The 25408-nt window shown below is 43.1% G+C and carries 22 protein-coding genes, 5 pseudogenes and 1 riboswitch; of the genes and pseudogenes, 17 read left to right on the forward strand and 10 right to left on the reverse strand.

Going from position 1 to position 25408, the window contains the following annotated elements; all coding sequences use genetic code 11:
* The first annotated feature begins 106 nt into the window (after window positions 1-106).
* Together ABUE36_RS01575 and ABUE36_RS01580 are read left to right on the forward strand one after the other, a co-directional pair.
* Entirely contained in the window at window positions 107-3814 is a 3708-nt protein-coding gene (locus ABUE36_RS01575) for a MucBP domain-containing protein (protein ID WP_421017044.1), read from the forward strand.
* A gap of 125 nt (window positions 3815-3939) precedes the next feature.
* A pseudogene (locus ABUE36_RS01580) lies at window positions 3940-4251 on the forward strand (transposase); the annotation flags it as partial.
* Window positions 4252-4439: 188 nt separating this feature from the next.
* Here the strand turns inward: ABUE36_RS01580 and ABUE36_RS01585 are convergent.
* A pseudogene (locus tag ABUE36_RS01585) lies at window positions 4440-4856 on the reverse strand (ATP-binding protein); the annotation flags it as partial.
* A gap of 45 nt (window positions 4857-4901) precedes the next feature.
* Complete coding sequence (locus ABUE36_RS01590; protein WP_054644560.1) at window positions 4902-5918, reverse strand: IS30 family transposase; 1017 nt, start codon at window positions 5916-5918, stop codon at window positions 4902-4904.
* 187 nt (window positions 5919-6105) lie between these two features.
* Between ABUE36_RS01590 and ABUE36_RS01595 the strand changes: the two genes are divergently transcribed.
* From ABUE36_RS01595 to ABUE36_RS01605, 3 genes are all read left to right on the forward strand, one after another.
* The gene (locus ABUE36_RS01595; protein ID WP_421017045.1) at window positions 6106-6333 is read left to right on the forward strand and encodes a hypothetical protein; all 228 of its coding nucleotides are present in this window, start codon (window positions 6106-6108) and stop codon (window positions 6331-6333) included.
* Window positions 6334-6374: 41 nt separating this feature from the next.
* The gene (locus tag ABUE36_RS01600; RefSeq protein ID WP_096109805.1) at window positions 6375-7304 is read left to right on the forward strand and encodes an IS30-like element ISLpl1 family transposase; all 930 of its coding nucleotides are present in this window, start codon (window positions 6375-6377) and stop codon (window positions 7302-7304) included.
* Between the two features lie 70 nt (window positions 7305-7374).
* A complete protein-coding gene (locus tag ABUE36_RS01605) occupies window positions 7375-8241 on the forward strand; it encodes a helix-turn-helix domain-containing protein (protein WP_421017046.1) in 867 nt (288 codons plus the stop codon).
* Between the two features lie 242 nt (window positions 8242-8483).
* Here ABUE36_RS01605 and ABUE36_RS01610 read toward each other — a convergent pair.
* Window positions 8484-9787 (reverse strand): annotated as a pseudogene (locus ABUE36_RS01610) (IS1380 family transposase).
* A 163-nt stretch (window positions 9788-9950) separates the two neighbouring features.
* On the opposite strand from ABUE36_RS01610, the gene ABUE36_RS01615 reads away from it, so the two are divergent.
* The 5 genes and pseudogenes from ABUE36_RS01615 to ABUE36_RS01635 all read left to right on the forward strand — a co-directional run bounded on the left by ABUE36_RS01615 (window position 9951) and on the right by ABUE36_RS01635 (window position 13892).
* Window positions 9951-10553, forward strand: a complete 603-nt coding sequence (locus tag ABUE36_RS01615) for a recombinase family protein (protein WP_421017047.1) — start codon at window positions 9951-9953, stop codon at window positions 10551-10553.
* An 82-nt stretch (window positions 10554-10635) separates the two neighbouring features.
* A complete protein-coding gene (locus tag ABUE36_RS01620; RefSeq protein ID WP_014216316.1) occupies window positions 10636-11439 on the forward strand; it encodes a ParA family protein in 804 nt (267 codons plus the stop codon).
* Between the two features lie 13 nt (window positions 11440-11452).
* A complete protein-coding gene (locus tag ABUE36_RS01625) occupies window positions 11453-11704 on the forward strand; it encodes a ribbon-helix-helix domain-containing protein (RefSeq protein ID WP_014216317.1) in 252 nt (83 codons plus the stop codon).
* A gap of 597 nt (window positions 11705-12301) precedes the next feature.
* Window positions 12302-13048: pseudogene (locus tag ABUE36_RS01630) on the forward strand (replication initiator protein A); the annotation flags it as partial.
* 56 nt (window positions 13049-13104) lie between these two features.
* Window positions 13105-13892 (forward strand): IS5 family transposase gene (locus tag ABUE36_RS01635; protein ID WP_134787804.1). Its coding sequence is split into 2 segments (ribosomal slippage): window positions 13105-13363 and window positions 13363-13892, totalling 789 coding nucleotides; the frame shifts between segments, so codons are not numbered across the junction.
* On the opposite strand, the gene ABUE36_RS01640 is transcribed toward ABUE36_RS01635, so the two are convergent.
* The 3 genes and pseudogenes from ABUE36_RS01640 to eno all read right to left on the reverse strand — a co-directional run bounded on the left by ABUE36_RS01640 (window position 13879) and on the right by eno (window position 17053).
* On the reverse strand, window positions 13879-14118 hold the full coding sequence (locus ABUE36_RS01640) for a hypothetical protein (protein ID WP_057878792.1): 240 nt from the start codon (window positions 14116-14118) through the stop codon (window positions 13879-13881). The genes ABUE36_RS01635 and ABUE36_RS01640 overlap by 14 nt on opposite strands.
* A 177-nt stretch (window positions 14119-14295) precedes the next feature.
* Window positions 14296-15692: pseudogene (locus ABUE36_RS01645) on the reverse strand (HAD-IC family P-type ATPase).
* A gap of 74 nt (window positions 15693-15766) precedes the next feature.
* Window positions 15767-17053 (reverse strand): phosphopyruvate hydratase, encoded by a 1287-nt coding sequence (gene eno, locus ABUE36_RS01650; protein WP_065868916.1) that lies wholly within the window; start codon window positions 17051-17053, stop codon window positions 15767-15769.
* Window positions 17054-17109: 56 nt separating this feature from the next.
* Window positions 17110-17178: riboswitch (Fluoride riboswitch) on the reverse strand.
* A gap of 185 nt (window positions 17179-17363) precedes the next feature.
* Here eno and ABUE36_RS01655 point away from each other — a divergent pair.
* The 3 genes from ABUE36_RS01655 to ABUE36_RS01665 all read left to right on the forward strand — a co-directional run bounded on the left by ABUE36_RS01655 (window position 17364) and on the right by ABUE36_RS01665 (window position 19132).
* Window positions 17364-17762, forward strand: coding sequence for a fluoride efflux transporter FluC (locus tag ABUE36_RS01655; RefSeq protein ID WP_054712831.1), 399 nt, complete (start codon window positions 17364-17366; stop codon window positions 17760-17762).
* Window positions 17756-17986: a CrcB family protein gene (locus ABUE36_RS01660; RefSeq protein ID WP_065868917.1), complete on the forward strand. Its 231-nt coding sequence runs from the start codon at window positions 17756-17758 to the stop codon at window positions 17984-17986. Before ABUE36_RS01655 ends, ABUE36_RS01660 begins: the two co-directional genes overlap by 7 nt.
* A gap of 225 nt (window positions 17987-18211) precedes the next feature.
* A complete protein-coding gene (locus ABUE36_RS01665) occupies window positions 18212-19132 on the forward strand; it encodes an IS30-like element ISLsa1 family transposase (RefSeq protein ID WP_011373852.1) in 921 nt (306 codons plus the stop codon).
* 51 nt (window positions 19133-19183) lie between these two features.
* On the opposite strand, the gene ABUE36_RS01670 is transcribed toward ABUE36_RS01665, so the two are convergent.
* Together ABUE36_RS01670 and ABUE36_RS01675 are read right to left on the reverse strand one after the other, a co-directional pair.
* Window positions 19184-20026, reverse strand: a complete 843-nt coding sequence (locus tag ABUE36_RS01670; RefSeq protein ID WP_068226455.1) for an IS3 family transposase — start codon at window positions 20024-20026, stop codon at window positions 19184-19186.
* 40 nt (window positions 20027-20066) lie between these two features.
* Window positions 20067-20330, reverse strand: coding sequence for an IS3 family transposase (locus ABUE36_RS01675; protein ID WP_056986488.1), 264 nt, complete (start codon window positions 20328-20330; stop codon window positions 20067-20069).
* A 175-nt stretch (window positions 20331-20505) separates the two neighbouring features.
* Between ABUE36_RS01675 and ABUE36_RS01680 the strand changes: the two genes are divergently transcribed.
* From ABUE36_RS01680 to ABUE36_RS01690, 3 genes are all read left to right on the forward strand, one after another.
* Window positions 20506-20793, forward strand: a complete 288-nt coding sequence (locus ABUE36_RS01680; protein ID WP_011668133.1) for a hypothetical protein — start codon at window positions 20506-20508, stop codon at window positions 20791-20793.
* 133 nt (window positions 20794-20926) lie between these two features.
* Window positions 20927-21856 carry an IS30-like element ISLpl1 family transposase gene (locus ABUE36_RS01685; protein ID WP_421016461.1) on the forward strand — a complete coding sequence of 310 codons (930 nt, stop codon included), beginning with the start codon at window positions 20927-20929 and terminating at the stop codon, window positions 21854-21856.
* Window positions 21857-21936: 80 nt separating this feature from the next.
* On the forward strand, window positions 21937-22413 hold the full coding sequence (locus ABUE36_RS01690; RefSeq protein ID WP_421017048.1) for a universal stress protein: 477 nt from the start codon (window positions 21937-21939) through the stop codon (window positions 22411-22413).
* A gap of 55 nt (window positions 22414-22468) precedes the next feature.
* Here ABUE36_RS01690 and ABUE36_RS01695 read toward each other — a convergent pair whose 3' ends face one another.
* The gene (locus ABUE36_RS01695; protein ID WP_054712567.1) at window positions 22469-23392 is read right to left on the reverse strand and encodes an IS30 family transposase; all 924 of its coding nucleotides are present in this window, start codon (window positions 23390-23392) and stop codon (window positions 22469-22471) included.
* 200 nt (window positions 23393-23592) lie between these two features.
* Between ABUE36_RS01695 and ABUE36_RS01700 the strand changes: the two genes are divergently transcribed.
* Window positions 23593-24522, forward strand: coding sequence for an IS30-like element ISLpl1 family transposase (locus ABUE36_RS01700; RefSeq protein ID WP_096109805.1), 930 nt, complete (start codon window positions 23593-23595; stop codon window positions 24520-24522).
* Here ABUE36_RS01700 and ABUE36_RS01705 read toward each other — a convergent pair.
* Complete coding sequence (locus ABUE36_RS01705; protein ID WP_421017049.1) at window positions 24519-25151, reverse strand: hypothetical protein; 633 nt, start codon at window positions 25149-25151, stop codon at window positions 24519-24521. The genes ABUE36_RS01700 and ABUE36_RS01705 overlap by 4 nt on opposite strands.
* Between the last annotated feature and the right edge of the window lie 257 nt (window positions 25152-25408).

The following is a 25408-nucleotide window of genomic DNA, read 5'->3' on the forward strand; positions in this document are numbered from 1 at the left end:
GTACCACTTATAGGATTGGACTAGAAACTGTTGCACTTAGATTGACAATACGGGTATAATTATAATTAGTTTTGTCAAATATATTTTTGGAAGAGTGGTGTCTTAAATGGGAGAAAGAAAATTACATTATAAGATGTATAAAGACGGCAAAAAATTTGTTTTTGCCGCAATTGCGACATTTTCTTTTCTTGTCGCCGGTGGGGTATCAACGGTAGAGGTTCACGCTGATACTGCCGCTACCACTACCGCAAGTAGTGCCAGTGATACGAAGAGTGCAGCGCCATCAACAGCTGCAACAGCAACAAGTAGCACTAGTGACACGAAGAGTGCAGCGCCATCAACAGCTGCAACAGCAATAAGCAGCACTAGTGACACGAAGAGTGCAGCGCCATCAACAGCTGCAACAGCAACAAGCAGCACTAGTGACACGAAGAGTGCAGCGCCATCAACAGCTGCAACAGCAACAAGCAGTGCCAGTGACACGAAGAGTGCAGCTTCATCAACAGCTGCAACAGCAACAAGCAGTGCCAGTGACACGAAGAGTGCAGCTTCATCAACAGCTGCAACAGCAGCAAGTAGCTCCAGTGACACGAAGAGTGTGGCCCCATCATCAGCCACTACAGCAGCAAGTAGCTCCAGTGATACGAAGAGTGTGGCCCCATCATCAGCTACTGCAGCAAGCAGTGCCAGTGATACGAAGAGTGCAGCGCCATCAACTGCTGCAACAGCAGCAAGCAGCACTAGTGACACGAAGAACCCGGCTTCTTCAACCGATACTACGCGGCAAGCAGTGCAGGTTTCGTATAAGGACATCATTAATAAGCTAGATGCAACTACGGGAACTGCTAGTACTGAGGTCACTAAAGATAACTTCTTACAGTATTTTAGTCTGAATGGTTCTGCAACATATGATCAAAGTACAGGAATTGTGACTATTACACCGGACGATAACAATCAGGTTGGTAATTTTGCACTAAAATCTAAAATTGACACTAACAGTAGTTTTACTTTAACTGGTCAGGTTAATTTAGGTTCCGACCCAAATGGTGCTGACGGAATTAGTTTTGCTTTCCATGATGGGAATACTACTGACCTAGGGAACTCTGGTGGGAACCTGGGTATTGGGGGACTTTTGGATGCCTTAGGTTTTAAGCTAGATACTTGGGGTAATGGTTATAGGGCTCCAAGTTCCGATAAAGATGGAAGCCAAATTGATCCCACTAATTCTAATGACTTTGGCTGGAACGACGATTCAATGAGTGCACCATATGGAACATTTGTTACAACTAGTGATGAACAAATTAAATCACAAGATGGAACTTCTGTTCAGAGATGGTGGGCAAAAGATGTTGCCGGTTCAGCACAAGCTTTAAGCACATCAGATGTGGATGGACAGTTCCATGATTTCACTGTCCACTATGATGGGACTACTAGAACTGTCACGGTGTCCTATAAGCAAACTGACGGAACCGTTTTGACGTGGTCTCAACAGGTTGCCGATTCATATCAAGCAGTAGCGTTCATTGTGAGTGCCTCGACTGGTGGTGCTAAAAACTTACAACAATTTAAGCTTACCAGTTTTGAATTCACCCAAGCAGCAACGGTTAACGTTAAGTATGTTGATACCGATGGCAATCAGATAGGGCAAAGCGAAGTTTCATATCCCAATGGGGCAGCGGTTAATGGTACTTACAGTACTACGCAATTAGACATTCCTGGTTACACATTTATTAAAATGGGAGATGGTAGTTTATCAGCCTCGGGAACGTTAACGCAAGCAGGAGATAACGGAACAGTTACCTACGTTTACACCAAGAACCCTGTAGCTGGTGGTAACGTCACGGCGAAGTATGTTGATGAAAATGGCAATCCAATTGCCGACAATGTCGTTTCCTCTGGTAATGTTGGTGATCCATACTCAACCACCCAAAAGGACGTGCCAGGCTACACCTTCAAGGAAGTCCAAGGCAACCCAACGGGGAGCTTTACGGATCAAGATCAGACCGTTACCTACGTTTACACCAAAGATCCAGTAGCTGGTGGTAACGTCACGGCGAAGTATGTTGATGAAAATGGCAATCCAATTGCCGACAACGTCGTTTCCTCTGGTAATGTTGGTGATCCATACTCAACCACCCAAAAGGACGTGCCAGGCTACACCTTCAAGGAAGTCCAAGGCAACCCAACGGGGAGCTTTACGGATCAAGATCAGACCGTTACCTACGTTTACACCAAAGATCCAGTAGCTGGTGGTAACGTCACGGCGAAGTATGTTGATGAAAATGGCAATCCAATTGCCGACAACGTCGTTTCCTCTGGTAATGTTGGTGATCCATACTCAACCACCCAAAAGGACGTGCCAGGCTACACCTTCAAGGAAGTCCAAGGCAACCCAACGGGGAGCTTTACGGATCAAGATCAGACCGTTACCTACGTTTACACCAAAGATCCAGTAGCTGGTGGTAACGTCACGGCGAAGTATGTTGATGAAAATGGCAATCCAATTGCCGACAACGTCGTTTCCTCTGGTAATGTTGGTGATCCATACTCAACCACCCAAAAGGACGTGCCAGGCTACACCTTCAAGGAAGTCCAAGGCAACCCAACGGGGAGCTTTACGGATCAAGATCAGACCGTTACCTACGTTTACACCAAAGATCCAGTAGCTGGTGGTAACGTCACGGCGAAGTATGTTGATGAAAATGGCAATCCAATTGCCGACAATGTCGTTTCCTCTGGTAATGTTGGTGATCCATACTCAACCACCCAAAAGGACGTGCCAGGCTACACCTTCAAGGAAGTCCAAGGCAACCCAACGGGGAGCTTTACGGATCAAGATCAGACCGTTACCTACGTTTACACCAAAGATCCAGTAGCTGGTGGTAACGTCACGGCGAAGTATGTTGATGAAAATGGCAATCCAATTGCCGACAACGTCGTTTCCTCTGGTAATGTTGGTGATCCATACTCAACCACCCAAAAGGACGTGCCAGGCTACACCTTCAAGGAAGTCCAAGGCAACCCAACGGGGAGCTTTACGGATCAAGATCAGACCGTTACCTACGTTTACACCAAAGATCCAGTAGCTGGTGGTAACGTCACGGCGAAGTATGTTGATGAAAATGGCAATCCAATTGCCGACAACGTCGTTTCCTCTGGTAATGTTGGTGATCCATACTCAACCACCCAAAAGGACGTGCCAGGCTACACCTTCAAGGAAGTCCAAGGCAACCCAACGGGGAGCTTTACGGATCAAGATCAGACCGTTACCTACGTTTACACCAAAGATCCAGTAGCTGGTGGTAACGTCACGGCGAAGTATGTTGATGAAAATGGCAATCCAATTGCCGACAACGTCGTTTCCTCTGGTAATGTTGGTGATCCATACTCAACCACCCAAAAGGACGTGCCAGGCTACACCTTCAAGGAAGTCCAAGGCAACCCAACGGGGAGCTTTACGGATCAAGATCAGACCGTTACCTACGTTTACACGAAGAACCCTGTAACGGATAACAATGGCAGCACTGGGTCCAATCCATCTGGGAAACCAGGTAATGGTACGGATACAGGAAATTCTAGTTCTAACCAACCAGGAAATCCTTCCCAACCAAGTAACACTACTAACAATGGCGTAATCAATACGTCGACTAATACGGGATCGAAAGTTAACAATGGCGTTGTTTCCTCACCAAAACTACCTCAAACTGGTGAAAACAATAGTCAAAGTCAGACAATGTCATTTGCTGGTATTTTATTGGCAATGTTTGGTGGCTTACTCGGTTTTCTTGGTATCAAGAAACGTCGTAACGATTAACCATTAAATAAATATATCTGTAGTGAGGTAGATTGTAAAATTAATCCGAACGCTGTTCGGACAAAAAAGATCAGCTTCCTTTAAAATGGTGTTTACCACAAACCCATTTTTTAGGAGCTGATCTTTTGTCTAGTATAACCTATTCTGAACGAATTAAAATTGAAACCTTTTGTGAGCTAGGACTGACCAATATCCAAATGGCTGAGCGGTTAAAACGATCTCCGTCTACGATTTCTTATGAATTATCTCGTTGTCAACCTTATCAAGCTGAATTAGCACAGGCCAACGCTGAATATAAACGGGCGCATTGTGGCCGAAAAACTAAACTGAATGCCAAATTAAAGCAAACCATTCTAAACCATTTACGTCTAAGCTGGTCACCAGAAGTGATTGCGCATGAGCTTAAACTAGCCACTAAATCTATTTATAATTGGTTATATGGTAGATTGTAAAATTAATCCGGATAAAGTTGTCCATTTAGAGTGTACCCTAAATGGACAATAAACGTTATACTAAGAATATAGGTGTAAATTTTGGTTTTATTTCGCACTAACTTCAAGCGCTATGTTGCACTAATAGAACAAAAAAAGACTATTTCGCTAAATGAAATAGTCCTTTTTATTACTTATTTTACTCCAATGACTAAACTATCTCGTGCAGCTTCCACTACTTCTGTCGTGATAGTTTCAAGGTTATTGATTTCTAATATTCTTTCGATTTGGGTGAAAAGTCTTTGGATAAGTCGAAAGTTTCCACTGGTAATTTTAATAATACTAGTGACAGCTTCATAATTAGCAAAATCTTCCAGTTGGACAGATAATCCTAACTCTTCCCATTTGTATTCCAGAATATGGTGGATCTCGTCTTTACTCAATCTGTCAAATTCATGGGCAAAACCTATTCTCGAGTAGAGTTGAGGATAACGAGCCAATCGCTTTTCTATACCCGGCATTCCAATAAAGATCATAGCCACATCTTTTTGGTCATAAATATCTCTTAATTGTTCTAAATGCTGTACTTTTAATCGACCCGTATTGTCAATCTAAGTGCAACAGTTTCTAGTCCAATCCTATAAGTGGTACACAGCTTAGAGTTCCGGCATCAGTTCCGCCGCACTCCGGTAGCCCAAGATACGACGAGGCCGGCTGTTGAGTGCGTCCTGGAAGCTCTGAATATCAATGATGTCGTAATGGTGGAGTGAGCGACCTTTCGGAATAAACTCTCGTAGAAGGCCGTTCTGGTTCTCATTTGTTCCGCGCTCCCATGGTGAGTACGGATGAGCAAAGTAGACATCAGTTCCTTCTACTGAATCCAGTTGTGCGAACTCACTGCCGTTATCAAAGGTGATGGTGGTGAAGTATTCCGCACCGTAATCATCAATGATGGACTGAAGTCCCACCTTACAGGTACTTGCTTTGTAGTTAGCGAGCTTGATGATGATTTCGAAGCGACTCATCCGCTCTGTCAAAACCAGCAACGCAGGTTCGCTATCAACGCGCTTACCTTTCACTAAATCTCCTTCCCAATGGCCCCCTTGCCGACGGTCTTGAACTTCAATGGGTCTTTCATCAATCGAGGTACCAAGCTTCGTCTTATTGGTGCGGGTATGGGAATGGCTTCGTTTAATTCGCAAGCTGGGTTTGCGCGGTAAGTCGTGGGTCCGTAGTTCGAATCTACCGGCCTCAATATCCCGGTAAACCGTTGGTGTTGAAGGAACAACCTCGTCTGCGTGTTCCCGTTTGAAGGTGTGCACGAAGCTGTCCACACTGTGTACGCGTGGACGTTGCTTGATGGCAGCGGCACAGGCGGCGTAGAACTCGGGGTTCTTCTCAAGCATCGTCTTGGGGCGACACCACTCCCGCCGCTGAGCGTGCAGATAAGCTGCCGTATCAGCAAAGTAAATCAACGCTACCTTATGCCCGGGAATTCGCTGTAGAACGGAGCCACGAGTGATCTCACGCGAAATAGTACTACGAGAGCGGTTGAGTTCGCGGGCAATCCGTGCTTGGGAGAATCCCTGATTGAGCAGAGTTTCAATGCGAACGCGATCAAAATTTGATAGTTGTTGGTAAGCCTTAGAGATGGTACGCTTGATGTTGGTCATGATGTGCCTTTCTTATGTGCTTGGTTGCTTATAAGAATAGGTCATCATGGCCTTTTTGGTCTATTTAATTATGTGTTGCACTTAAATTGTAAACGCGGGAATTATAATTATACAATGATGAGAGCATAGATTTATACGTCTAATTCTGCAAATTAAAGCACTTTTTTGTAAATGGCCAGGAGGTACCATGAATCAGTCAATTTTTCAGCTACTTGGTAATGTTGTCTCAGCAGATTTCTACCTTTATGAAGGCAATGATATTGCTTTGATCTCTGATAACAATGCTTATAATATGAAAGCCTTAGTTCAAGAAGCACTTAAACTACGTGTTCCTAATTATCTTACTGTTATTGATTTAGTAGATTGTAAAATTAATCCGAACGCTGTTCGGACAAAAAAGATCAGCTTCCTTTAAAATGGTGTTTACAACAAACCCATCTTTTAGGAGCTGATCTTTTGTCTAGTATAACCTATTCCGAACGAATTAAAATCGAAACCTTTTGTGAACTAGGGCTGTCCAATATCCAAATGGGCGTTCGGCTGAACCGATCACCGTCAACAATTTCTTATGAATTATCTCGATGTCAACCTTATCAGGCTGAATTAGCACAAACAGATGCCGAATACAAGCGATCACGATGTGGTCGGAAAACTAAGCTGAGCGATGAGTTAAAGCAAACAATTCTCAACCATTTACATCTAAGCTGGTCACCAGGAATGATTGCTCACGAATTTAAACTAGCGACTAAATCTATTTATAATTGGCTAAATCAGGGGAGAATTGGTTTCTCCTTGAATGATCTACCTGAACATGGCGTACGCCAACGGCGTAACGTTGACCAACGATCCAAATATAATCAATCTTTGGGGCGATCGATTGAACAGCGTCCCATGATGATTAATCAACGTAATCGCATCGGTGATTTTGAACTAGATACCGTCGTTGGCCCTCGTGGGCATAGTAAGGCAGTTTTATTAACTTTAATCGATCGCAAATCACGGTTCCTTTGGGCATATCGGTTAAAGGACCGAACGACAGCGAGTGTTAATGAAGCACTGACTAAGTTCCTAACAACTTTTAATGGACCGGTGCACAGTTTTACTGTGGACCGTGGTACTGAGTTTAGTGGGCTAGTATCATTTGAATCACAATATGGTATTAAGACCTATTACTGTCATGCTTATACGCCAGCTGAACGTGGTAGTAATGAACGCTTTAATCGGAATTTACGTTATTTTTATCCTAAGGGGACTCGTTTTGAGCACATTAGTGCTCAAGATTTAACGACGACGTTACTCCAAATTAACCAGAGACCGCTTAAAATACTTGACTGGAAAACACCGTATCAGGTTATGCTGACCAATTTGTCCAAAAATTCGGATTAAATTTGCAATCTACCATTTAAACAACTTCTACGTTGTTATGATTCCTATTGATCATAATCAGACACTGACCATGATCCCACATATTAATACCACCAATATTCCAGTTGCTTATCGAGACATCACTAAATTTATAACTAATATTCATTCGCTAAGCGCGCTAGCTTATCAGTTAATTACTCATCATAAAAATCCTCAGTGGAAAACTCACATCAAGAAAGTCCCGACAGACATTCAACGCGTTAGTTTTCCAACTAATAATGAAATCGGAACTTATTATGTAAATGAGCAGTTAATCTTTGGAGCTATTAAAGATTTTGATTTTAACCGGTTTAACGATGCACTTAATACCCTAACTTTAACTAAGCATATGGGAGAGACCTTTGAAACAAATAATTACGTCCGTGGTGAAAAAGATATTTTAATCCGATTTGTTGCTTTGTTAATCAACACCGTCATTAAGAGTGGCCAAGTAAAAGTAGAAGATGCGCTCAAAGTACAAGATGATATCTTAGGCACAATTGAATTTAAAAAAGATCAACCGCCCTTCACTATTTGGATGAAGTCACTCGCAATTGAATGTTTTAAACGGTTAAATCAGATTAAATCTGAAACGACTTTATCCCTTGCTGAACAAGTTGCCTTATACATTCAAAATCACGTTAATCAAAAGTTATCATTAGCACTTCTGGCCAAAAAATTTGAATGTTCTGATAGTTCACTAGCCCATCTATTTAAGGAAAAATACAATGTCACTGTCGGCGCATATATTAATAGCCATAAGGTTGATGCTGCTAAATATATGCTGACAAATAGTCAAATCAGCATTTCTGAAATTGCTTATACGTTAGCATTTAACAGCCCAAATTATTTTATGAGGGTTTTTAAGAAAACTTCGGGACTGACACCCATGCGCTATAGGAAAATGCATAGCCAATGATGTCAGCTTGTGTACCCAAAGCGCAATCCTATAAAAATATATGAGCACCACTGACTAACTGTTACCTGAATTATTCATACCTTCCAAAAAAGTCGTCAGTTTTCATGTTTTTCAAAAACTGACGGCTTTTGATCTTGCTTACTATGTATTGAGACTCTAAATTTTGATGGTATCACCTAACGGTGAGTCATTTTTGAATTTTTGGGTGCACTTATCCCTTGATCGTACATAATTTTTTGGGGCTATTTAATAGCCTGAATACGCTGTAATACCTGATAAAAGAGTCGATGATAAACGTGATGAGAACTCAGTCGTAACTGGATTCGTCGACCGGTAAACACAACGCGGGCAGCGACTTTGAATAAACGGATTCGTAATGTACTAACACGAAATCCGGTCTCTGTTTTAGGTAGGGCTATTTGCTTCATAAAATTGATAATATTGTACGCTAATACACTAACCATCATACGGGCAGCGTTGGCGGTAAACGTTGAACTATCAGTCTTATCAAAGAAGAAGCCCTCTTTGGCTTCCTTGATATAATTCTCCATCTGACCACGCTTATGATACAGTTCAAATGCTGCTTCTGCGGTTAAATTTGTCAGATTAGTCACAATAAATTCATGTGAAAAGATCAATTCGCCAGCTACACGAGTTGACTTAACGTATACTTGACGCGGTTTAGGCCACGAAGTGGCCTGATAAGTTGCTGAGTAATAGTGAGTTTCGGTTTCATGCCACTCAGTTGTGTCGCTTATCTGTACAAACTCTTCTGCCAAGTTGTGTAGTCGCTTATTACGTTTGAGGCGATAATGTAAAAGATATCATCGGCCTCGCAGGTATCATAAACAGCTGGTGTGGCGAACCCGCTATCACCGCGAACCAGAATATCAGTTTCTGGCAATTGGTCTTGATAATATTTTAATAACGGTTCTAAAAAGGCTTTTATATCTGTGCTGGTATAGGCATTACCAGGCCGTAGGATGGCTTTCAGGAGATTACCATCATTATCGATAGCTAGTAATGGATGATACCCCTCCGAGCCATAATGGGCGTTATAGTCAGTAGCTTCTTGATTGCCATAAGTGTCAGAATGGGTTGAATCAATATCAATAATGGTGGTCGTCTGATTAGTTAGCAGTCGAGCTTGATCAATAAGATCTTGATTTAAAGTCTGGAAGGCGTCCACACCTGCGGAATCGATACGTTGCCAGAAACGGGATATCGTCGCTTGTGAAGCTAAGGCTGGTTTGTCCAATAAAAGTTTAAACAATGGTTATGAAACCAATGAGGTTGCAGCAGAATATGTATTATAACCGGCAATGATCTGCAGAACCAACTGCATCAAGATACTTGAATTACTATGTCGGCAGTATTGTCGATGGTCGTTGAACTTCAATAGATTGTCAGCTAAGTTCGTGAACTGAAACCTTGCCATCAGTTCAACACACAAGGTTAGGCCACCATCAGAAGATAATTGACCGCCGGTATGCGATGCTAGAATGTTTTTATTGAAACTAAATGCCATTTCCTGTACAGTTTTCATTATAGAGTCCTCTTCTCTTTATAGTGTCTTTTGGTCGAGTTAACTATACCAGAGCTGAGGCTCTTTTTCTGCACTTAAAAGGTGAAAACGTAAAATCCCCATCAAGCACTTGAATCATGTGTTTGATGGGGATTTTAAAGTTTCTGGTGAATAATTCAGGTAAATGAAATACGGTTATGCTCGCGTAAGTACCACCGATCAAAAATTAGAAAATCAACTTGAGGCACTAAAAATAGCAGGGGCAGACAAAATATATCAAGAGAAATTTACCGGAACTACTACAGAGCGACCAGAATTAACCAAATTATTGCAACAACTTAATTCAGACGATACCTTGATTTTAACCAAGTTAGACCGTTTTGCTAGGAATACCAGAGAAGCCCTTGATATAATCCAAGACCTATTTAACCGCGAGATTAAAGTTAATATTCTCAATATGGGCTTGATTGATAACACCCCTACTGGACAATTAATCTTTACGATTTTTAGTGCGTTTGCGCAGTTTGAACGTGATATGATCGTTACCCGAACACAAGAAGGCAAAGCATATGCTAAACGAAACGACCCACACTTTAGAGAGGGGCGGCCACAGACCTACACTGATGAACAAATGCGACTAGCCTATCAGCTGCGTCAACAAGGCATGACGTACAAAATGATTGCTAGAAAAACAGGTATTAGTGAGCGTACCCAACAAAGGCGCTTTAAGGGCTTACTGAATGCAAACAACCAAAAACTTTATAAAATGGAATTTAAAAGCAAATAAACATTAAGCTTCATTATTTGATAAATTGTTTATTTATTTGTTTATTAGTGGTATAATTTAGCTAATCGAAGGAGGTATTGAAATGAAGATTATTACTTTTACTGCCATCAAGGGCGGGGTTGGTAAAACAACTTTGACCTTGAATTATGGTGATTGGTTAGCCAAACATGGTAAAAGAGTTCTACTAATTGACTTAGACCATCAGTGCAATTTAACAACTGTTTTTGAAAAAACAAGGCGAACCAACACAATCGCTGAAGCGTTTAAGGAAGAAAACGCCCAAAAAGTTGCGATTGACCGGGTAGCACCTAACTTAGATTTAATCGCCGGTTTTATAGACCTCGATGTTCTAGGAAGTCATCTAGAAAACAACAGTAACAAAGAAATGATGTTGTTCATGTGGTTTAAAAACAACGCCGACTCATTAAGGTTGACTGACTACGACTATATCTTAATTGATACACACCCGGATTTCGGCACCATCACTAAAAATGCCATTGCTATAAGTAATTATCTACTTAGCCCCATCACCCCTAGTGAACATGGCTACAATGCTAAATTCGACTTGGAAACTCGCTTAGAAAAATTCAGAAAGTCACTTTTTGATTATCGAACTGGTGAAACCTATGTTGACGCAAAACTCTTTTTTGTTGCTAATATGATCAGACACAATACAAGCATGTCTCGTGATTTGCTAAAACATATAGAGAATGATGAAACGGTAGCAACTATAATCCCTGAAAGGGAACTATTTAATAAAGCTACTGCAAGACACGCCTCAATATTTGAGTTAGCTAGCCAGGATGAATCCGTTTTAAAACAAAACCAAAAATTCATTGAACAAGCTGACCAGCTTTTTCAACAATTAGCTAATAAAACTAAGTAAGGGAAGTTAGATTATGAGTCTAGATACATTCAACAAAAAAAAAGACGAAGAAATGCGCGAAAGTTACGAAACCACATTGAAAGATGGCAAGAAAGACAATGCCGTAGCTTTTTTGAAAAACATTAGTCGAAAAGAAGTAGAACGCAAACGCTCCGTGACCTTTTCAATTACCGAAAGTCAGCTTAACAAGATGGACAAAGCTGCTCGTCAAAACGGATTTAAAAATCGTTCAGAATTCTTAGCTTCAATCATAGATGCAATTTAGTAATTAAACAATTAATTAAACAATTAAAGGCACAATTTATTTGTTTAATTAATCTGTAATTAGGTAACAGCTAGCAAAGTGCGCTGAACCAAATAAGGTTGCCGGTAGGTAAGCGCTATGCTAGACTAAGATTAATTTAACAACCGAATAAAGAGATCAAACTAAACCAAAAATCCCCGATTCACGAGGAATCGAGGATTTTTGGTTTAGCAAGTAGCTAATAGAGAGCTACTTAGATTCAGACGATTTAGACCGCCAAGTTAAAATCGTCTGAACATTGTTCTTAATTTGTAAGTTAATTATACCGCAAACCAGTCCTATGGGACAAGTGAAGGATAGTTAAGAACAAATTAAATCCAATGGACTAAGTAGCTAACCAATACTACTTAGTCCATTTTTGTTGTTAGAAATTAAAAAAGTTGCCGTATGGGCAACCCAGAATAGACACATGCTGGTGAAACTACAAAGCCGATCACGACCAATGTTCACTTTGTAATTCAGTTAGAGCATATCAGATTTGTATTTTAAAGCAAATCAAATGTTTTAGCAACTCTCTTTTGAGACAGCGTGTGTCAGTCAAGAAGGGGAGTTTTTATTATGACACAATTTAATTTTATTCAATCACAAAATGCTTATGGAACTAAGTTTTTTCAACTACCACAGGTATTATTATATGGCGAAAAATATAAAGAACTAAGTGACAGTGCGAAATTAGGTTATGTAGTTTTGCGTGATCGTTTGGAATACTCATTGCAAAATAATTGGATAGATGATGAAAATAGAGTGTACTTTATTTTTACCAATCATGAATTACAAAATTTATTTGGTTGGAGTGACCGAAAAATATCAAAAGTAAAAAAGGAGTTGGAAGAAGCAGGACTGTTATTCCAAATCAATCAAGGATTTGATCCCAAGAAAAAGAAAAATTTACCCAATCGACTTTACCTTGCTGATTTGGAAGTTACAGCAAAAGACGTGTATATTAAACAGGATTTCGCTAATAAAACGGCTGGAACCCTTGATACAAGCGGACTAGCACAAATGCAAGCTCGACAAGAAAAAATCAAAACGGCTGGAACCCTTGATACAAGCGGACTAGCACAAATGCAAGCTCGACAAGAAACGGCTGGAACCCTTGATACAAGCGGACTAGCACAAATGAGACACAATCTATATAATACTAATAACTTAGATACTAATAGATACAATATAGATACTCAAAAGTTGGACTTTTCCACAGCCCATTTTTCACCAGCAGAAATTCAAAAACAAAACCAGGATTTGGTGAACCATGCTAATGACTTCTTAACTGATGAAGACAGTGGCTTACCGGTTTTCTTAGAAGCTGTCCAAGATCTATGATTTTTGATATACTTCTATGTAAAAAGCGAGTTTAAGCTATGAAAAATTATCCCAGCAATATTACTCGGCAACAATTTGAATTAATTCGACCAGCTTTAGAAAATTTTCGTAAGCGAACTAAGCCTCGAAAATATGACCTCTACGAGGTCTTCTGTGCGGTCCTATATGTCTTGAAAACCGGTTGCCAATGGCGTCAAGTCCCCGGTGATTTCCCAGAATGGCGGTCAGTTTACAACTATTACAAAATTTGGTCAACTAAAGCTGAGCCTACGGCTGATTCTTTATTGGAACAAGTTTTAAAAAAATTGTCATTGCTCGGCGAACTTACCAAGGACGTTCAGCTTTAACTTCCTTTATTATCGTTGACGCTCAGAGCGTCAAAAACACCGCTACTGCTGAAAACAAAGGTTACGACGCTGGTAAGAAAATCTCGGGGATTAAGCGCCATCTGGCTGTTGATATCAATGGCTTTCCGCAGGCCATTCACATGACGCGAGCGAACGTCTCTGATCGAGACGGGGCCAGTGCAATGATCGCTTTACATGCCATGCATTTACGCCAGGTTCAAAATGTCTTAGTTGATGGTGGTTATTCAGGCGTTAATTTTCAGCTCGATATAGCCAGTAATTTAAACGCAACCGTGCAGGTTGCGAAGCGCAATGAGTTGCATCGATTCGAAGTCATGCCCCAACGTTGGGTAGTCGAACGATCTTTTAGTTGGCTAGAGAATTGTCGGCGACTTTGGAAAAATTGTGAGCGTCAATTAACCACCAGTCTGCAAATGGTCGTTTTAGCGTTTTTAGCACTATTACTTAAGAGATTTTAGACAGCTTCTCATTTTCGATGAATGATTCGAGATTGGCAACTTCGTTTTCGATCAGAAGAAAGTCGGACAGATGGGATGGTTCGACGATTTCCTCTAATAACCAGTCCTCAAGTGGCGTTTCTTTAACATCTCTTAGGTGCTTTCGATAAAAGTTGATTCGCTCGTTGCGAAGCACACGTTGCATATATCGGACAAACATTTTTGACACTTCACGCTCACTACTCATGAATACAGCCTCCCTAGATTTGAGAAAATTAGTTACACTTATACAGACCGAATTTGAGCGTGGCGGTGAAACCAAAACGTTAAATTAGGTAACTAAAATCGTAGGAAAGCAAAAAAACATCAGCCAATACACATTGGCCAATGGGTTCAAAAGTGGTGTGGATCTGGTGAAAGTTCGCTAGATGCGTGCCGCAAATCGAATCACTGTCAGCACAATGCCAGTTAATACAGTGATCACGATTGCTAAGCCAACTAATGCTGGACTGAGTGCGGCGATCCCCCAGCCGGTAAGTGCCAGAACCAGCGTCAATGCGCAGTTGCCGCCGATTGCTATTGACACGGCACGACTGGGCAGGTTAGCCCAGAACGGCTTTTTGGTGCGGGTCATCAGGATCGTCAACATCGCGCTAAAGATAAGGTAGACGTAAAGGCCGGTGCTGATTTGATCAGTAGTAAGACCGAGCTGTTGTAACCAAGTTAGCCAACCGTAGCCGACCGCTGACCAACCTATGGCCAGGATACCAGCGATCTTGCTAAGTTTAGCCAGATTCCAGCTTTCTGGCTGGTGTGTGATCGTTGTGCGGTCAGTGCCGAGCACAAGGGTCACACAATCATTCAGAATTGCGACCAAGATCATCGCGTTTAAGGTCAGCGGAATGAAGTGGAGAATCAGGTAACCTAATGTCAATAGCAGCGGCAACTCTGCGGTGCGTGAAAGTTTGGTGATCGTCCAGGTCATCATGCGTTGATAGACGTGGTGGCCGGCATCTAGGATCTCGATGATCGGGGTCAGTCCGTCTGCCGGCAAAACTCGATGGCATGGCGATCGGGATCGTCGCGATGAACAGCATTGCAAGAAACGGTAGCATGGCAACTAAGTCTTCGTGGCGGACAACGGCCACGATGATCAACAGCACGGCCAACACTGCATCGAGTGCTGCCAGATAGCCGATGATTTTGCCCAATAGTTTCTGCAAATGGCCCGGCGCCGAGCTTTGGTTGATCAGGCTGATTGTTTTGCCGCTGCGGCTATTAGCACCGGTGGCGGTGACGATCGCTAAGGCGTTGCCGGAGAGGGCTTCGGTGCCGGCATAGGCCGTATCACCAGGGGTGCGGTTGACGGCCTTGGCTTCGCCCGTGATACTGCTTTCGTTGGCTTCCAGCGTGTCCGTCAGCGGGGATAATGTCCCCTTGGCGTAGGCTGATGAGGTCATCAACGACTAAGTACTTGGCTGACACCTGTTTCCACTTGCCATCGCGGCTGACTGCGGCGGTTGGCGATAAGTCATGTGATAGGCTGCGTAAGACCGTGTTGGCGCGGCGAGATTGAATCGCGCCATTGACCGCGGCAAAGAGCAACATTAGCACGATGAACCCGGCTTGGATGCCTTTGCCTAACACGATTTCAATGATCAGCGCCGCTTCGAGTATCCACGCGCTAGGCCCCCACAGGCGGGTGATAATGGCCGTGGCAAAGTTGAAGGGGGTTTCGGCCACTTCGTTGAAGCCATCGCGGGCCAGTCGCCGGTCAGCTTCGGCTTGGGTGAGGCCGTCTAGCGTATTCTTTTTGGTCATAGTAGACACCAGCTTTTTTCAAAATAACAAACGGCCGCGCACATATTAGTGCTCGGCCGCTGGATCAATGCTAATCAGTCGAAGTCGACCGAATCTGGGAAGTGGGCTAGGCGCGTGCCGTCAGCGCCAAGTTCTTCTTCGATCCGTAACAGTTGGTTGTATTTCTCCACACGCTCGGAACGGGCTGGAGCGCCGGACTTGAGTTGCGCAGTGTTCGTGGCGACGGTAAAGTCAGCGACAAAGGTGTCGCCGGTTTCACCAGAACGGTGAGACATCATGGTAGTGTAGCCGTTCTTGCGCGCTAAGCGGATTGCTTCCAGCGTTTCGGTGACCGTGCCGATCTGGTTAAGCTTGATCAAGATACTGTTGGCCATGCCTCGTTTGATGGCGTCTTTGATCAAGGCTGGGTTAGTGCAGACCGGATCGTCTGCGACAAGTTGCACGCGATCGCCGTACTTCTTGGTAAAGTCAGCGAAGTGGCCCCAGTCTTCTTCCCCATAAGGATCTTCGATGGAGATGATCTCTGGGAACTTGTCCAGCAGGTGAATGTAGTATTCTCCTAATTCGGCAGGTGTGTAGGTTTTGCCTTCAAAGTCATAGTTCTTGGTGTCGCGGTTGTAGAAGTATGATGCCGCCGCGTCAAAGGCGATGGCGATTTCCTTGCCAGGCGTGTAGCCTGCCTTGATGATGGCGTCATGCAGCATCTGCAAGGCGTCTTCGGAGTTCTTGAGGTCAGGGGCAAAGCCTCCTTCATCGCCGAGGCCGGTGGTGTAGCCAGCTTCTTCGATCACCTTCTTCAAGGTGTGGTAGGTGTTGGCGATTTTCTCGAAGCCATCACGGAAGCTGGAACGATCGACTGGGGTAATCATGAATTCCTGAATGTCGATGCCATTGTCGGCGTGCTCACCACCGTTGATCACGTTGTGGAACGTTTGTGGCAGTTCCAAGTCGGTGCCGCCAAGGTAACGATACAGCGGTGTGTGCAAGGCGTTGGCTGCTGCACGGGCAGTGGCCATTGATACACCCAGGATCGCGTTAGCCCCTAGGCGAGCCTTGTTAGGTGTGCCGTCTAAGTCGATCATCAGCTGGTCGATGTGGGCTTGGTTGAAGGGGTCAGTGCCGTGCAAAGCCTTGTTGATCTCGGTATTGACGTTGGCCACGGCCTTTGAGACGCCTTTGCCTTGAAGCCGGTCGCCGCCGTCGCGCAACTCGACGGCTTCTTTTTCGCCGGTCGATGCACCAGATGGTACCTCCGCGCGGCCGAGCGTACCGTCCGAGAGATTAACATCGGCCTCAACAGTTGGGTTGCCGCGGGAGTCGAAGATCTCGCGCGCCTTCACAGATTCAATCACTACTGACATAATTGTGCTCCTTCCGGTAAAAAAAGATGACGTCTACGTCTACTGCACGCAAAATCTGTGCAGTAGACGTCATCAAATTGATTTACCAATTAGTTTTAGTGGCGAACGTCATCGCCGATTAACTTTTAGCACCCAAAGCATACTCCCTTACGAAATTTTGCACAAGCCAGACCGACAAATTTTCGTGCAAAAGGCGGGCTTGTCTTACAGCTGTATGTTTTGCTATAACGCTAGACGCTATATTAAATTTTGATGAGTGTAACCACGCGACTGCCTGTATTTTGGTGGCCGCGTTTTACGGGGAAGTTTAATGCAGCGATTGCGATACCAAGATATTTTAGCGATGTTCATCGGCGGCTGTTTCGGTGGGATTGCCTGCTGGGAAATTGGCTTGTGGCTTAATGATGCCGACACGATGCTCGGCACCACGGCGGTGAATCTGATCGGCAGATTTTTGCTGGAGTTTGTCACTTATGGCCTAGCGGTGTACATAGATTTGCCGGGCTGGCTGATTTTGGCGTTAGGGACTGGTTTTGTCGGCGCGTTTACGACGTTTTCGACGATGGTGCCGAACCTTTACAAAAACGTCGGCGAATCGCCGGTGTACGAGATCAGGATCTTCTTGCTTGAGCTGCTTGTTGGTTTAGGCGCTGCGTTTAGCGGGTATTTATGCGCCGAAGCCTGGGGAAGGCGGCGACAAACATGGTGATGTTAGTGACTTTAGGCGCTGGGGTCGGCGCCGTGATGCAATACGTGCTGACGCAGCTAGGCAAGAACTGGTGGACTTGGGTGTCGGTGGCGACGCTTGTGATCAATGCTAGTGGTGCCTTCTTGGCGGGATTTTTGGCGATGTGCGCACTGCAGCAAGCGTGGTCACTGCTACTTTTGACCGGTGTGTGGTGGGTACACGACTTTTTCCACATTCATGACTGATGCGTTTATCTTGTTGCGTAACCGGCGTTACTGTGCGTTGGATTGAAGTCAATATTTGAGACAGGTTTTAAGAGACATTCAGAACCGCGTTTACCTTCCACAGCTCAAATAAATCATTAATCGTGATGGCAAATTCTATAATTAATCCGAACAGAAATTAAAAAGCCCAAAGTAATCACTTACAATGGTAGTAGCTAATTCCAACCAATATAGGGAGTGATTACTTTGGGTACATCTACTTTATCACGTTTTCAACGTGGCGCACTAGCACAACTGGTCAATGAGGGGAATAAATCTTACCAAGTAATGGCTGACGCCTTAGGCGTCGCCAAAGCTACGATTAGCTATGAGTTGGACCGGGTTAAACCTTATGATCCAGAATTAGCTCAGCAAGATGCAGATCGCAAAAGGCGGAATTGCGGTCGTCGTTCGATGCTGACGGCAGCATTAGCGACTTTAATTACCAATCACTTACGATTAACCTGGTCACCAGAAACCATTGCGGCCGCTTATAACTTGAGCACTGCGTCAATTTATAATTGGCTTAATCGTGGCTGGCTCCCCTTCAAATTGACTGATCTACCCAATCGGAATGTCCGCCAGCACCGAGTGAGCGAAAATCGTGGGAAATTTACAAGTGGGACTTCCATCGAACAACGGCCAACAACTGTTAATCAACGATTAGCTTTTGGTCATTGGGAAGTAGATACGGTGCTTTCTAGTCGAAGTGAGTCACGATCATGTCTGGTTACATTCGTAGAACGTAAGACCCGACTTCTATGGGCCATCAAAGCCCCTAATAGAACGGCTAAGGCTCTAAACACCGCCTTTGGCAAGTTTATGGGGGCCTTCGGTCCCCAAGTAAAATCCATTACTGTTGATCATGGTAAAGAGTTTGCCAATTATCAGGCCTTAGAACAGGATTATCAGATCAAAGTTTATTTTTGCCATCCATATTCACCATGGGAGCGAGGTTCCAATGAATATTTTAATAGACGGTTACGCTGGTTCTTCCCGAAAAAGACCAATTTTAGCCAAGTAACGACTGATGAGATCCTAGCAGCACTTGAACTAATTAATCAACGACCATTAAAAATACATCATCAACAGACTGCCATTGAAAGATTCCGGGCTTGTTCGGATTAAACTTGTAATTTGCCTGATTAATAACTTATTTGAACCATGGAAAGCATTAAATCAGGCGGCCATTTGGCTCGTAAGTGTTGCGATTTCAACTTGTAAGGGGGTCTGGTAGCCCAGTGAACTATGAATTCTCTTCCTATTGTAGAAAGCATGCACATATTCAAAAAGGACGGCAGCGGCAGTTTCATAATTCTCAAAGACCGGCACTGGATAAACACATTCCTTTTTGAGGGAAGCATGAAAAGATTCCATTGGTGCATTATCGTATGGACACCCCTTACGGCTGTAAGAGTGGCGGATATGTAGTTCTGTTAACCGTTGGTTGTAATCATCGCTGGTGTACTGTGATCCTAAGTCTGTGTGGATAATCAGGTCCCCAGTAATGGTTCGATTTTTAGCCGCGCTTTCCAGGGTCTTTAAGACTAAATCAGTATCCATCTTTTTTGAGAACGAATAGCCGATAATCCGTCGTGAGTGTAGGTCCATGATGGTTGATAAGTAACACCAGCCATTACGCTTCGTTTGAATATAGGTCATATCAGCGGTCCATTTTTGATTTAAACCAGTGGTCGAGAAATCCTGCTTAAGCAAGTTGGGACGCTGTTCAACCTTGGTTTTGGAAGCCGAAGCCGCTTTCCATTTATTGACGGTAACGGAGTGGATATCCAGTTCCTTCATGAGCCGGGAAATCCGTCTTGGGCTGCACGGACGCTGCAGTGGTTGAAGTTCCAGATTCCATTCATGGTGGATCTTCATAACGCCGTATCGCTGCTTGAATTCCGCAAAGATCCGCAGAATCCGTTGTTTTAAGTCCTCATCTTCGGCCCGGCGTTTTGAAGGCTTTGGGGATCGATAACGATAATACTGAGCTCTGGAAACACCGAGGATTCGGCACATCTTAGTTACCTGGTGGTGATGGCTTTCTTGTTGAATGTAATCAAAGATATTGGTTACTTCTGCGCAAGGAAGCCCAGGTCTTTTTTAGGATTTCGTTCTCCTCAGACAGCGAAGCCAGTCGCTTTTCCATCGCTTTGATTTCGTCTGGCGATTTACCGGATTGAGTTTTGGCCTGGCCCTGGATCCACTTATGAACGGTTGAATAGCCAATGCCATATTCTCTGGCCAGTTGGGCAGCTGATTCGCCTTGCTTATATAGGTTGATAATGTTTTGTTTGAATTCTTTGTCGTAACGAGTTGGCATGTAAAAATTCCTTCCTTTTGAGAGACGATTTATTCATTATACCCTCTCTTAAAAGTTGTCTCAGGAATCAGCTTACATCCAGCATTCCCTATTTCTATACAATCTACCGTACGAAGGCATTTCATTTACACAAGATTCTTGACGCTACCATTTTTTTTACTAAGGAGGTCTCTTCATGGCCATCACCATTTTAATGGCTTGCTATACCCTGCTGGCTTTAGGAATTGGTTGGTACTTTTATGCTCATCGACGTCGTGCTTTCTTAGTCTTTCATCCCGAAAGTAGTCACGAATTAAGTCGTGTCTTGACGATCAGTGGTGTTGTTATGCTACTGATTGGTGTGCTGTCGGCAGTCGCCACCATCATGAACAACATGGTCTTCATTTCAACCATGTTGTTAGTCGGCGTTATTGCGATTATCAGTATTCAATTGATTCTATTACACTGGTTCCCTAAGGCGTAATCGGTTACACTTTCTCGCAGTTTTTTTACCATATGGTAGATTGTAAAATTAATCCGAACGCTGTTCGGACAAAAAAGATCAGCTTCCTTTAAAATGGTGTTTACCACAAACCCATCTTTTAGGAGCTGATCTTTTGTCTAGTATAACCTATTCCGAACGAATTAAAATCGAAACCTTTTGTGAACTAGGGCTGTCCAATATCCAAATGGGCGTTCGGCTGAACCGATCACCGTCAACAATTTCTTATGAATTATCTCGATGTCAACCTTATCAGGCTGAATTAGCACAAACAGATGCCGAATACAAGCGATCACGATGTGGTCGGAAAACTAAGCTGAGCGATGAGTTAAAGCAAAAAATTCTCAACCATTTACGTCTAAGCTGGTCACCAGGAATGATTGCTCACGAATTTAAACTAGCTACTAAATCTATTTATAATTGGCTAAATCAGGAGAGAATTGATTTCTCCTTGAATGATCTACCTGAACATGGCGTACGCCAACGGCGTAACGTTGACCAACGATCCAAATATAATCAATCTTTGGGGCGATCAATTGAACAGCGTCCCATGATGATTAATCAACGTAATCGCATCGGCGATTTTGAACTAGATACAGTCGTTGGTCCTCGTGGGCATAGTAAGGCAGTTTTATTAACTTTAATCGATCGAAAATCACGGTTCCTTTGGGCATACCGGTTAAAAGATCGGACGACAGTGACTGTTAATGAAGCACTAACTAAGTTCCTAACCACTTTTAATGGTCCGGTGCACAGCTTTACTGTGGACCGTGGCACTGAGTTTAGTGGGCTAGTATCACTTGAATCACAATATGGTATTAAGACCTATTACTGCCATGCTTATACGCCAGCTGAACGTGGTAGTAATGAACGCTTTAATCGGAATTTACGTTATTTTTATCCTAAAGGGACTCGTTTTGAACACATTAGTGCTCAAGATTTAACGACGACGTTACTCCAAATTAACCAGCGACCGCTTAAAATACTCGACTGGCAAACACCGTATCAGGTTATGCTGACAAATTTGTCCAAAAATTCGGATTAAATTTGCAATCTACCATATCGCTTTTTATTTGCAGATAAATAACGTATGATAAGAGTATAAAATAATGAGAGGTGAATATTATGTTACAACAATACAAGCACATTTTAGTCCCAGTCGATGGTTCCTATGAAGCCGAATTAGCTTTCAAGAAAGCAGTCGCTGTGGCTAAACGTAACGATGCTGATTTACATCTCGTTCACGTTGTTGATACACGGGCTTTCCAAAACTTTTCTAGCCTTGATACCAGCATGGTTGAACAAGTCACAGAAACGGCCAAGAAGACCCTCGACAAGTACGTGGCTGATGCCAAGGCAGATGGTCTTGACAAGATTGATTACGCCATTGAATACGGGGCACCGAAGATCATCATTGGAGATGTTCCTCGGGGTAATGACACCGATTTGATTATGATTGGTGCTACTGGGTTAAACGCAGTTGGACGGCTATTAATCGGGTCTGTAACGGAATACGTCACACGGACAGCAGTTTGTGACGTCATCGTCGTACGGACGGACTTAGATAATCAACCAGCCAAAGCAGCACACCGCGCAGAATAAATTTGCTAACTAATGCTTTAACTATGGCAGATTGCAAGAAATAACTTGAACGAATTTAATGACGTAAATTAAGCAAGAAGATCTCGATTGGTGTATGCCAATTAAGACATTTAAGTGGCCGTGAATTCAAATACCAATTAATTTGAACCAATTGGTGATCACTTAGTTCTTCAATGGCTTGGCCTTTGGGAATAAAGCGCCGCAAAACTCGGTTACGGTTCTCATTACTGCCTCTTTCATGCGGTGAATAGGCATGGGCAAAATAAACCTGTGTACCAGTTCGCCGTTCAATTGTCTGATAGTTAGCGAACTCTTTACCATGATCCACAGTAAGCGTCTTGAGCTTGTCTTGAAGTTGACGAGCTAGTTCAAGTACGGTTTGAGTCATGGACTGACTGTCGCGACCATGGAGCCTTTTAACAATTGTCAGGCGACTTTTACGCTCCACAAAAGTAGCCACAGCTTGACCTTTACGTTTACCAGAAAGTACGGTATCAGCTTCAAAGTGGCCGAATTCCTGGCGAGTTTCGATTTTATGAGGACGCTTCTCAATTGAGCGGCCGTGACTGAACGTACCACGCTTTTCTTTAGCACGATGACGACGAATTCCATGATCAGGCAAATCGGGCAACTGTACATCAAGCCAGCCTTGATCAATCCAGTTATAGACCGTCTTGTAGGCAATCCCCACCACATGGGCAACTTGTTCAGGGGACCACTTCTGGACTTGAATCTTTTCCTCGATCAAGTGTTTAAGGTTTTTAGTAAGCGAAGACTTTCGCCCCCGTTGACTAACCTTTCGTTCAAAGTCAGTTTGCGCTAGCTCAGCCTGGTACTCACCATTTAGTCGGTGAAGTTCGTTAAAGATGGTGGTCTGACTAAAGTCTAAGTAGTTAGCGATGTATCGCAAGGAACGTCCTTCATTATGAAGCGTTTCAATGACAACACGGTTCTGGAATGATACAATAGTGGTGCTCATCAAGGTCCTTCTTTCTAATGGATTGTGTGGTAACACCATTAAAGACCTTGATGGGTTTTTCTGTCCACTTAAATGTTCAACTTAAATTTTACAATCTGCCAAGTAGATTGTAAAATTAATCCGAACGCTGTTCGGACAAAAAAGATCAGCTTCCTTTAAAATGGTGTTTACAACAAACCCATCTTTTAGGAGCTGATCTTTTGTCTAGTATAACCTATTCCGAACGAATTAAAATCGAAACCTTTTGTGAACTAGGGCTGTCCAATATCCAAATGGGCGTTCGGCTGAACCGATCACCGTCAACAATTTCTTATGAATTATCTCGATGTCAACCTTATCAGGCTGAATTAGCACAAACAGATGCCGAATACAAGCGATCACGATGTGGTCGGAAAACTAAGCTGAGCGATGAGTTAAAGCAAACAATTCTCAACCATTTACATCTAAGCTGGTCACCAGGAATGATTGCTCACGAATTTAAACTAGCGACTAAATCTATTTATAATTGGCTAAATCAGGGGAGAATTGGTTTCTCCTTGAATGATCTACCTGAACATGGCGTACGCCAACGGCGTAACGTTGACCAACGATCCAAATATAATCAATCTTTGGGGCGATCGATTGAACAGCGTCCCATGATGATTAATCAACGTAATCGCATCGGTGATTTTGAACTAGATACCGTCGTTGGCCCTCGTGGGCATAGTAAGGCAGTTTTATTAACTTTAATCGATCGCAAATCACGGTTCCTTTGGGCATATCGGTTAAAGGACCGAACGACAGCGAGTGTTAATGAAGCACTGACTAAGTTCCTAACAACTTTTAATGGACCGGTGCACAGTTTTACTGTGGACCGTGGTACTGAGTTTAGTGGGCTAGTATCATTTGAATCACAATATGGTATTAAGACCTATTACTGTCATGCTTATACGCCAGCTGAACGTGGTAGTAATGAACGCTTTAATCGGAATTTACGTTATTTTTATCCTAAGGGGACTCGTTTTGAGCACATTAGTGCTCAAGATTTAACGACGACGTTACTCCAAATTAACCAGAGACCGCTTAAAATACTTGACTGGAAAACACCGTATCAGGTTATGCTGACCAATTTGTCCAAAAATTCGGATTAAATTTGCAATCTACCAAAGGCTAAATGTTCTGTACTGTTAATTTGTAATGTATGCTGTTTGATGGTTTCGTTGTTCCCAAGATTAAAGTAGGTATGGAGTGTTGGATTGAAGACTGTGTCGGCGTTTGATCGTCCAACAAAGCTGATTCGCACGACATCATCATCACTGAGCTGGTAGTGAATTTCGGCATTTAGATCACCAGGGAAACCATCTTCTGACGATTTCTGTAAGTGACGGAAGATGATTTCTGGCTCCCCATTTTTGGTGGAGATTTCACCATCCCAGATCTGTGAGTTGAATCCATGCGGCCCGCCATGTAGGGTTGTTGTTCCTTCATTGACTGGGACGTGAATCGTTTTTCCGTTCATCGGAAATTCACCATTGCCAATGCGCCCGCCTGTGCGCCCGATGCCCATGCAAACGTAAAATGGATTGGCTAAATAATCAGTACTATGGTGATAATTTAAGACGAGGTTGTCGCCACTGGGCAATAATATTTCATAAAGAGTCGCGCCAAGGCTTAAGGCAGATACAGTGACACCATGAGCGTTGACAAGACTAAAACGATAGATTTGTTGACCATTAAAGGTATCAAACGGTCGAACTGTTGCGTGAATAGATTGTGACATACGGAAAACTCCTTTGTTAAGTATAATTCGAATATATATTCGAACGAATCAAGTGTTAGCCTTTAATGAATTGAAATAAATATATAATTACGTTACCACATTTTATAAGACAGTAGACGGGCAAAGAGAAAACGGTTACATATAAATTTGTAAATTTATTGTGATATCGGAACTTTTACACTACACTAGGATGAGTGAATGATTCGTTTCAATTTATTAGTAATGGTGACGTTTCTTAAAAGTGAGCATCATTACAT

It is taken from the genome of Furfurilactobacillus cerevisiae (genome assembly GCF_048961765.1).
Taxonomy (GTDB): domain Bacteria; phylum Bacillota; class Bacilli; order Lactobacillales; family Lactobacillaceae; genus Furfurilactobacillus; species Furfurilactobacillus milii_A.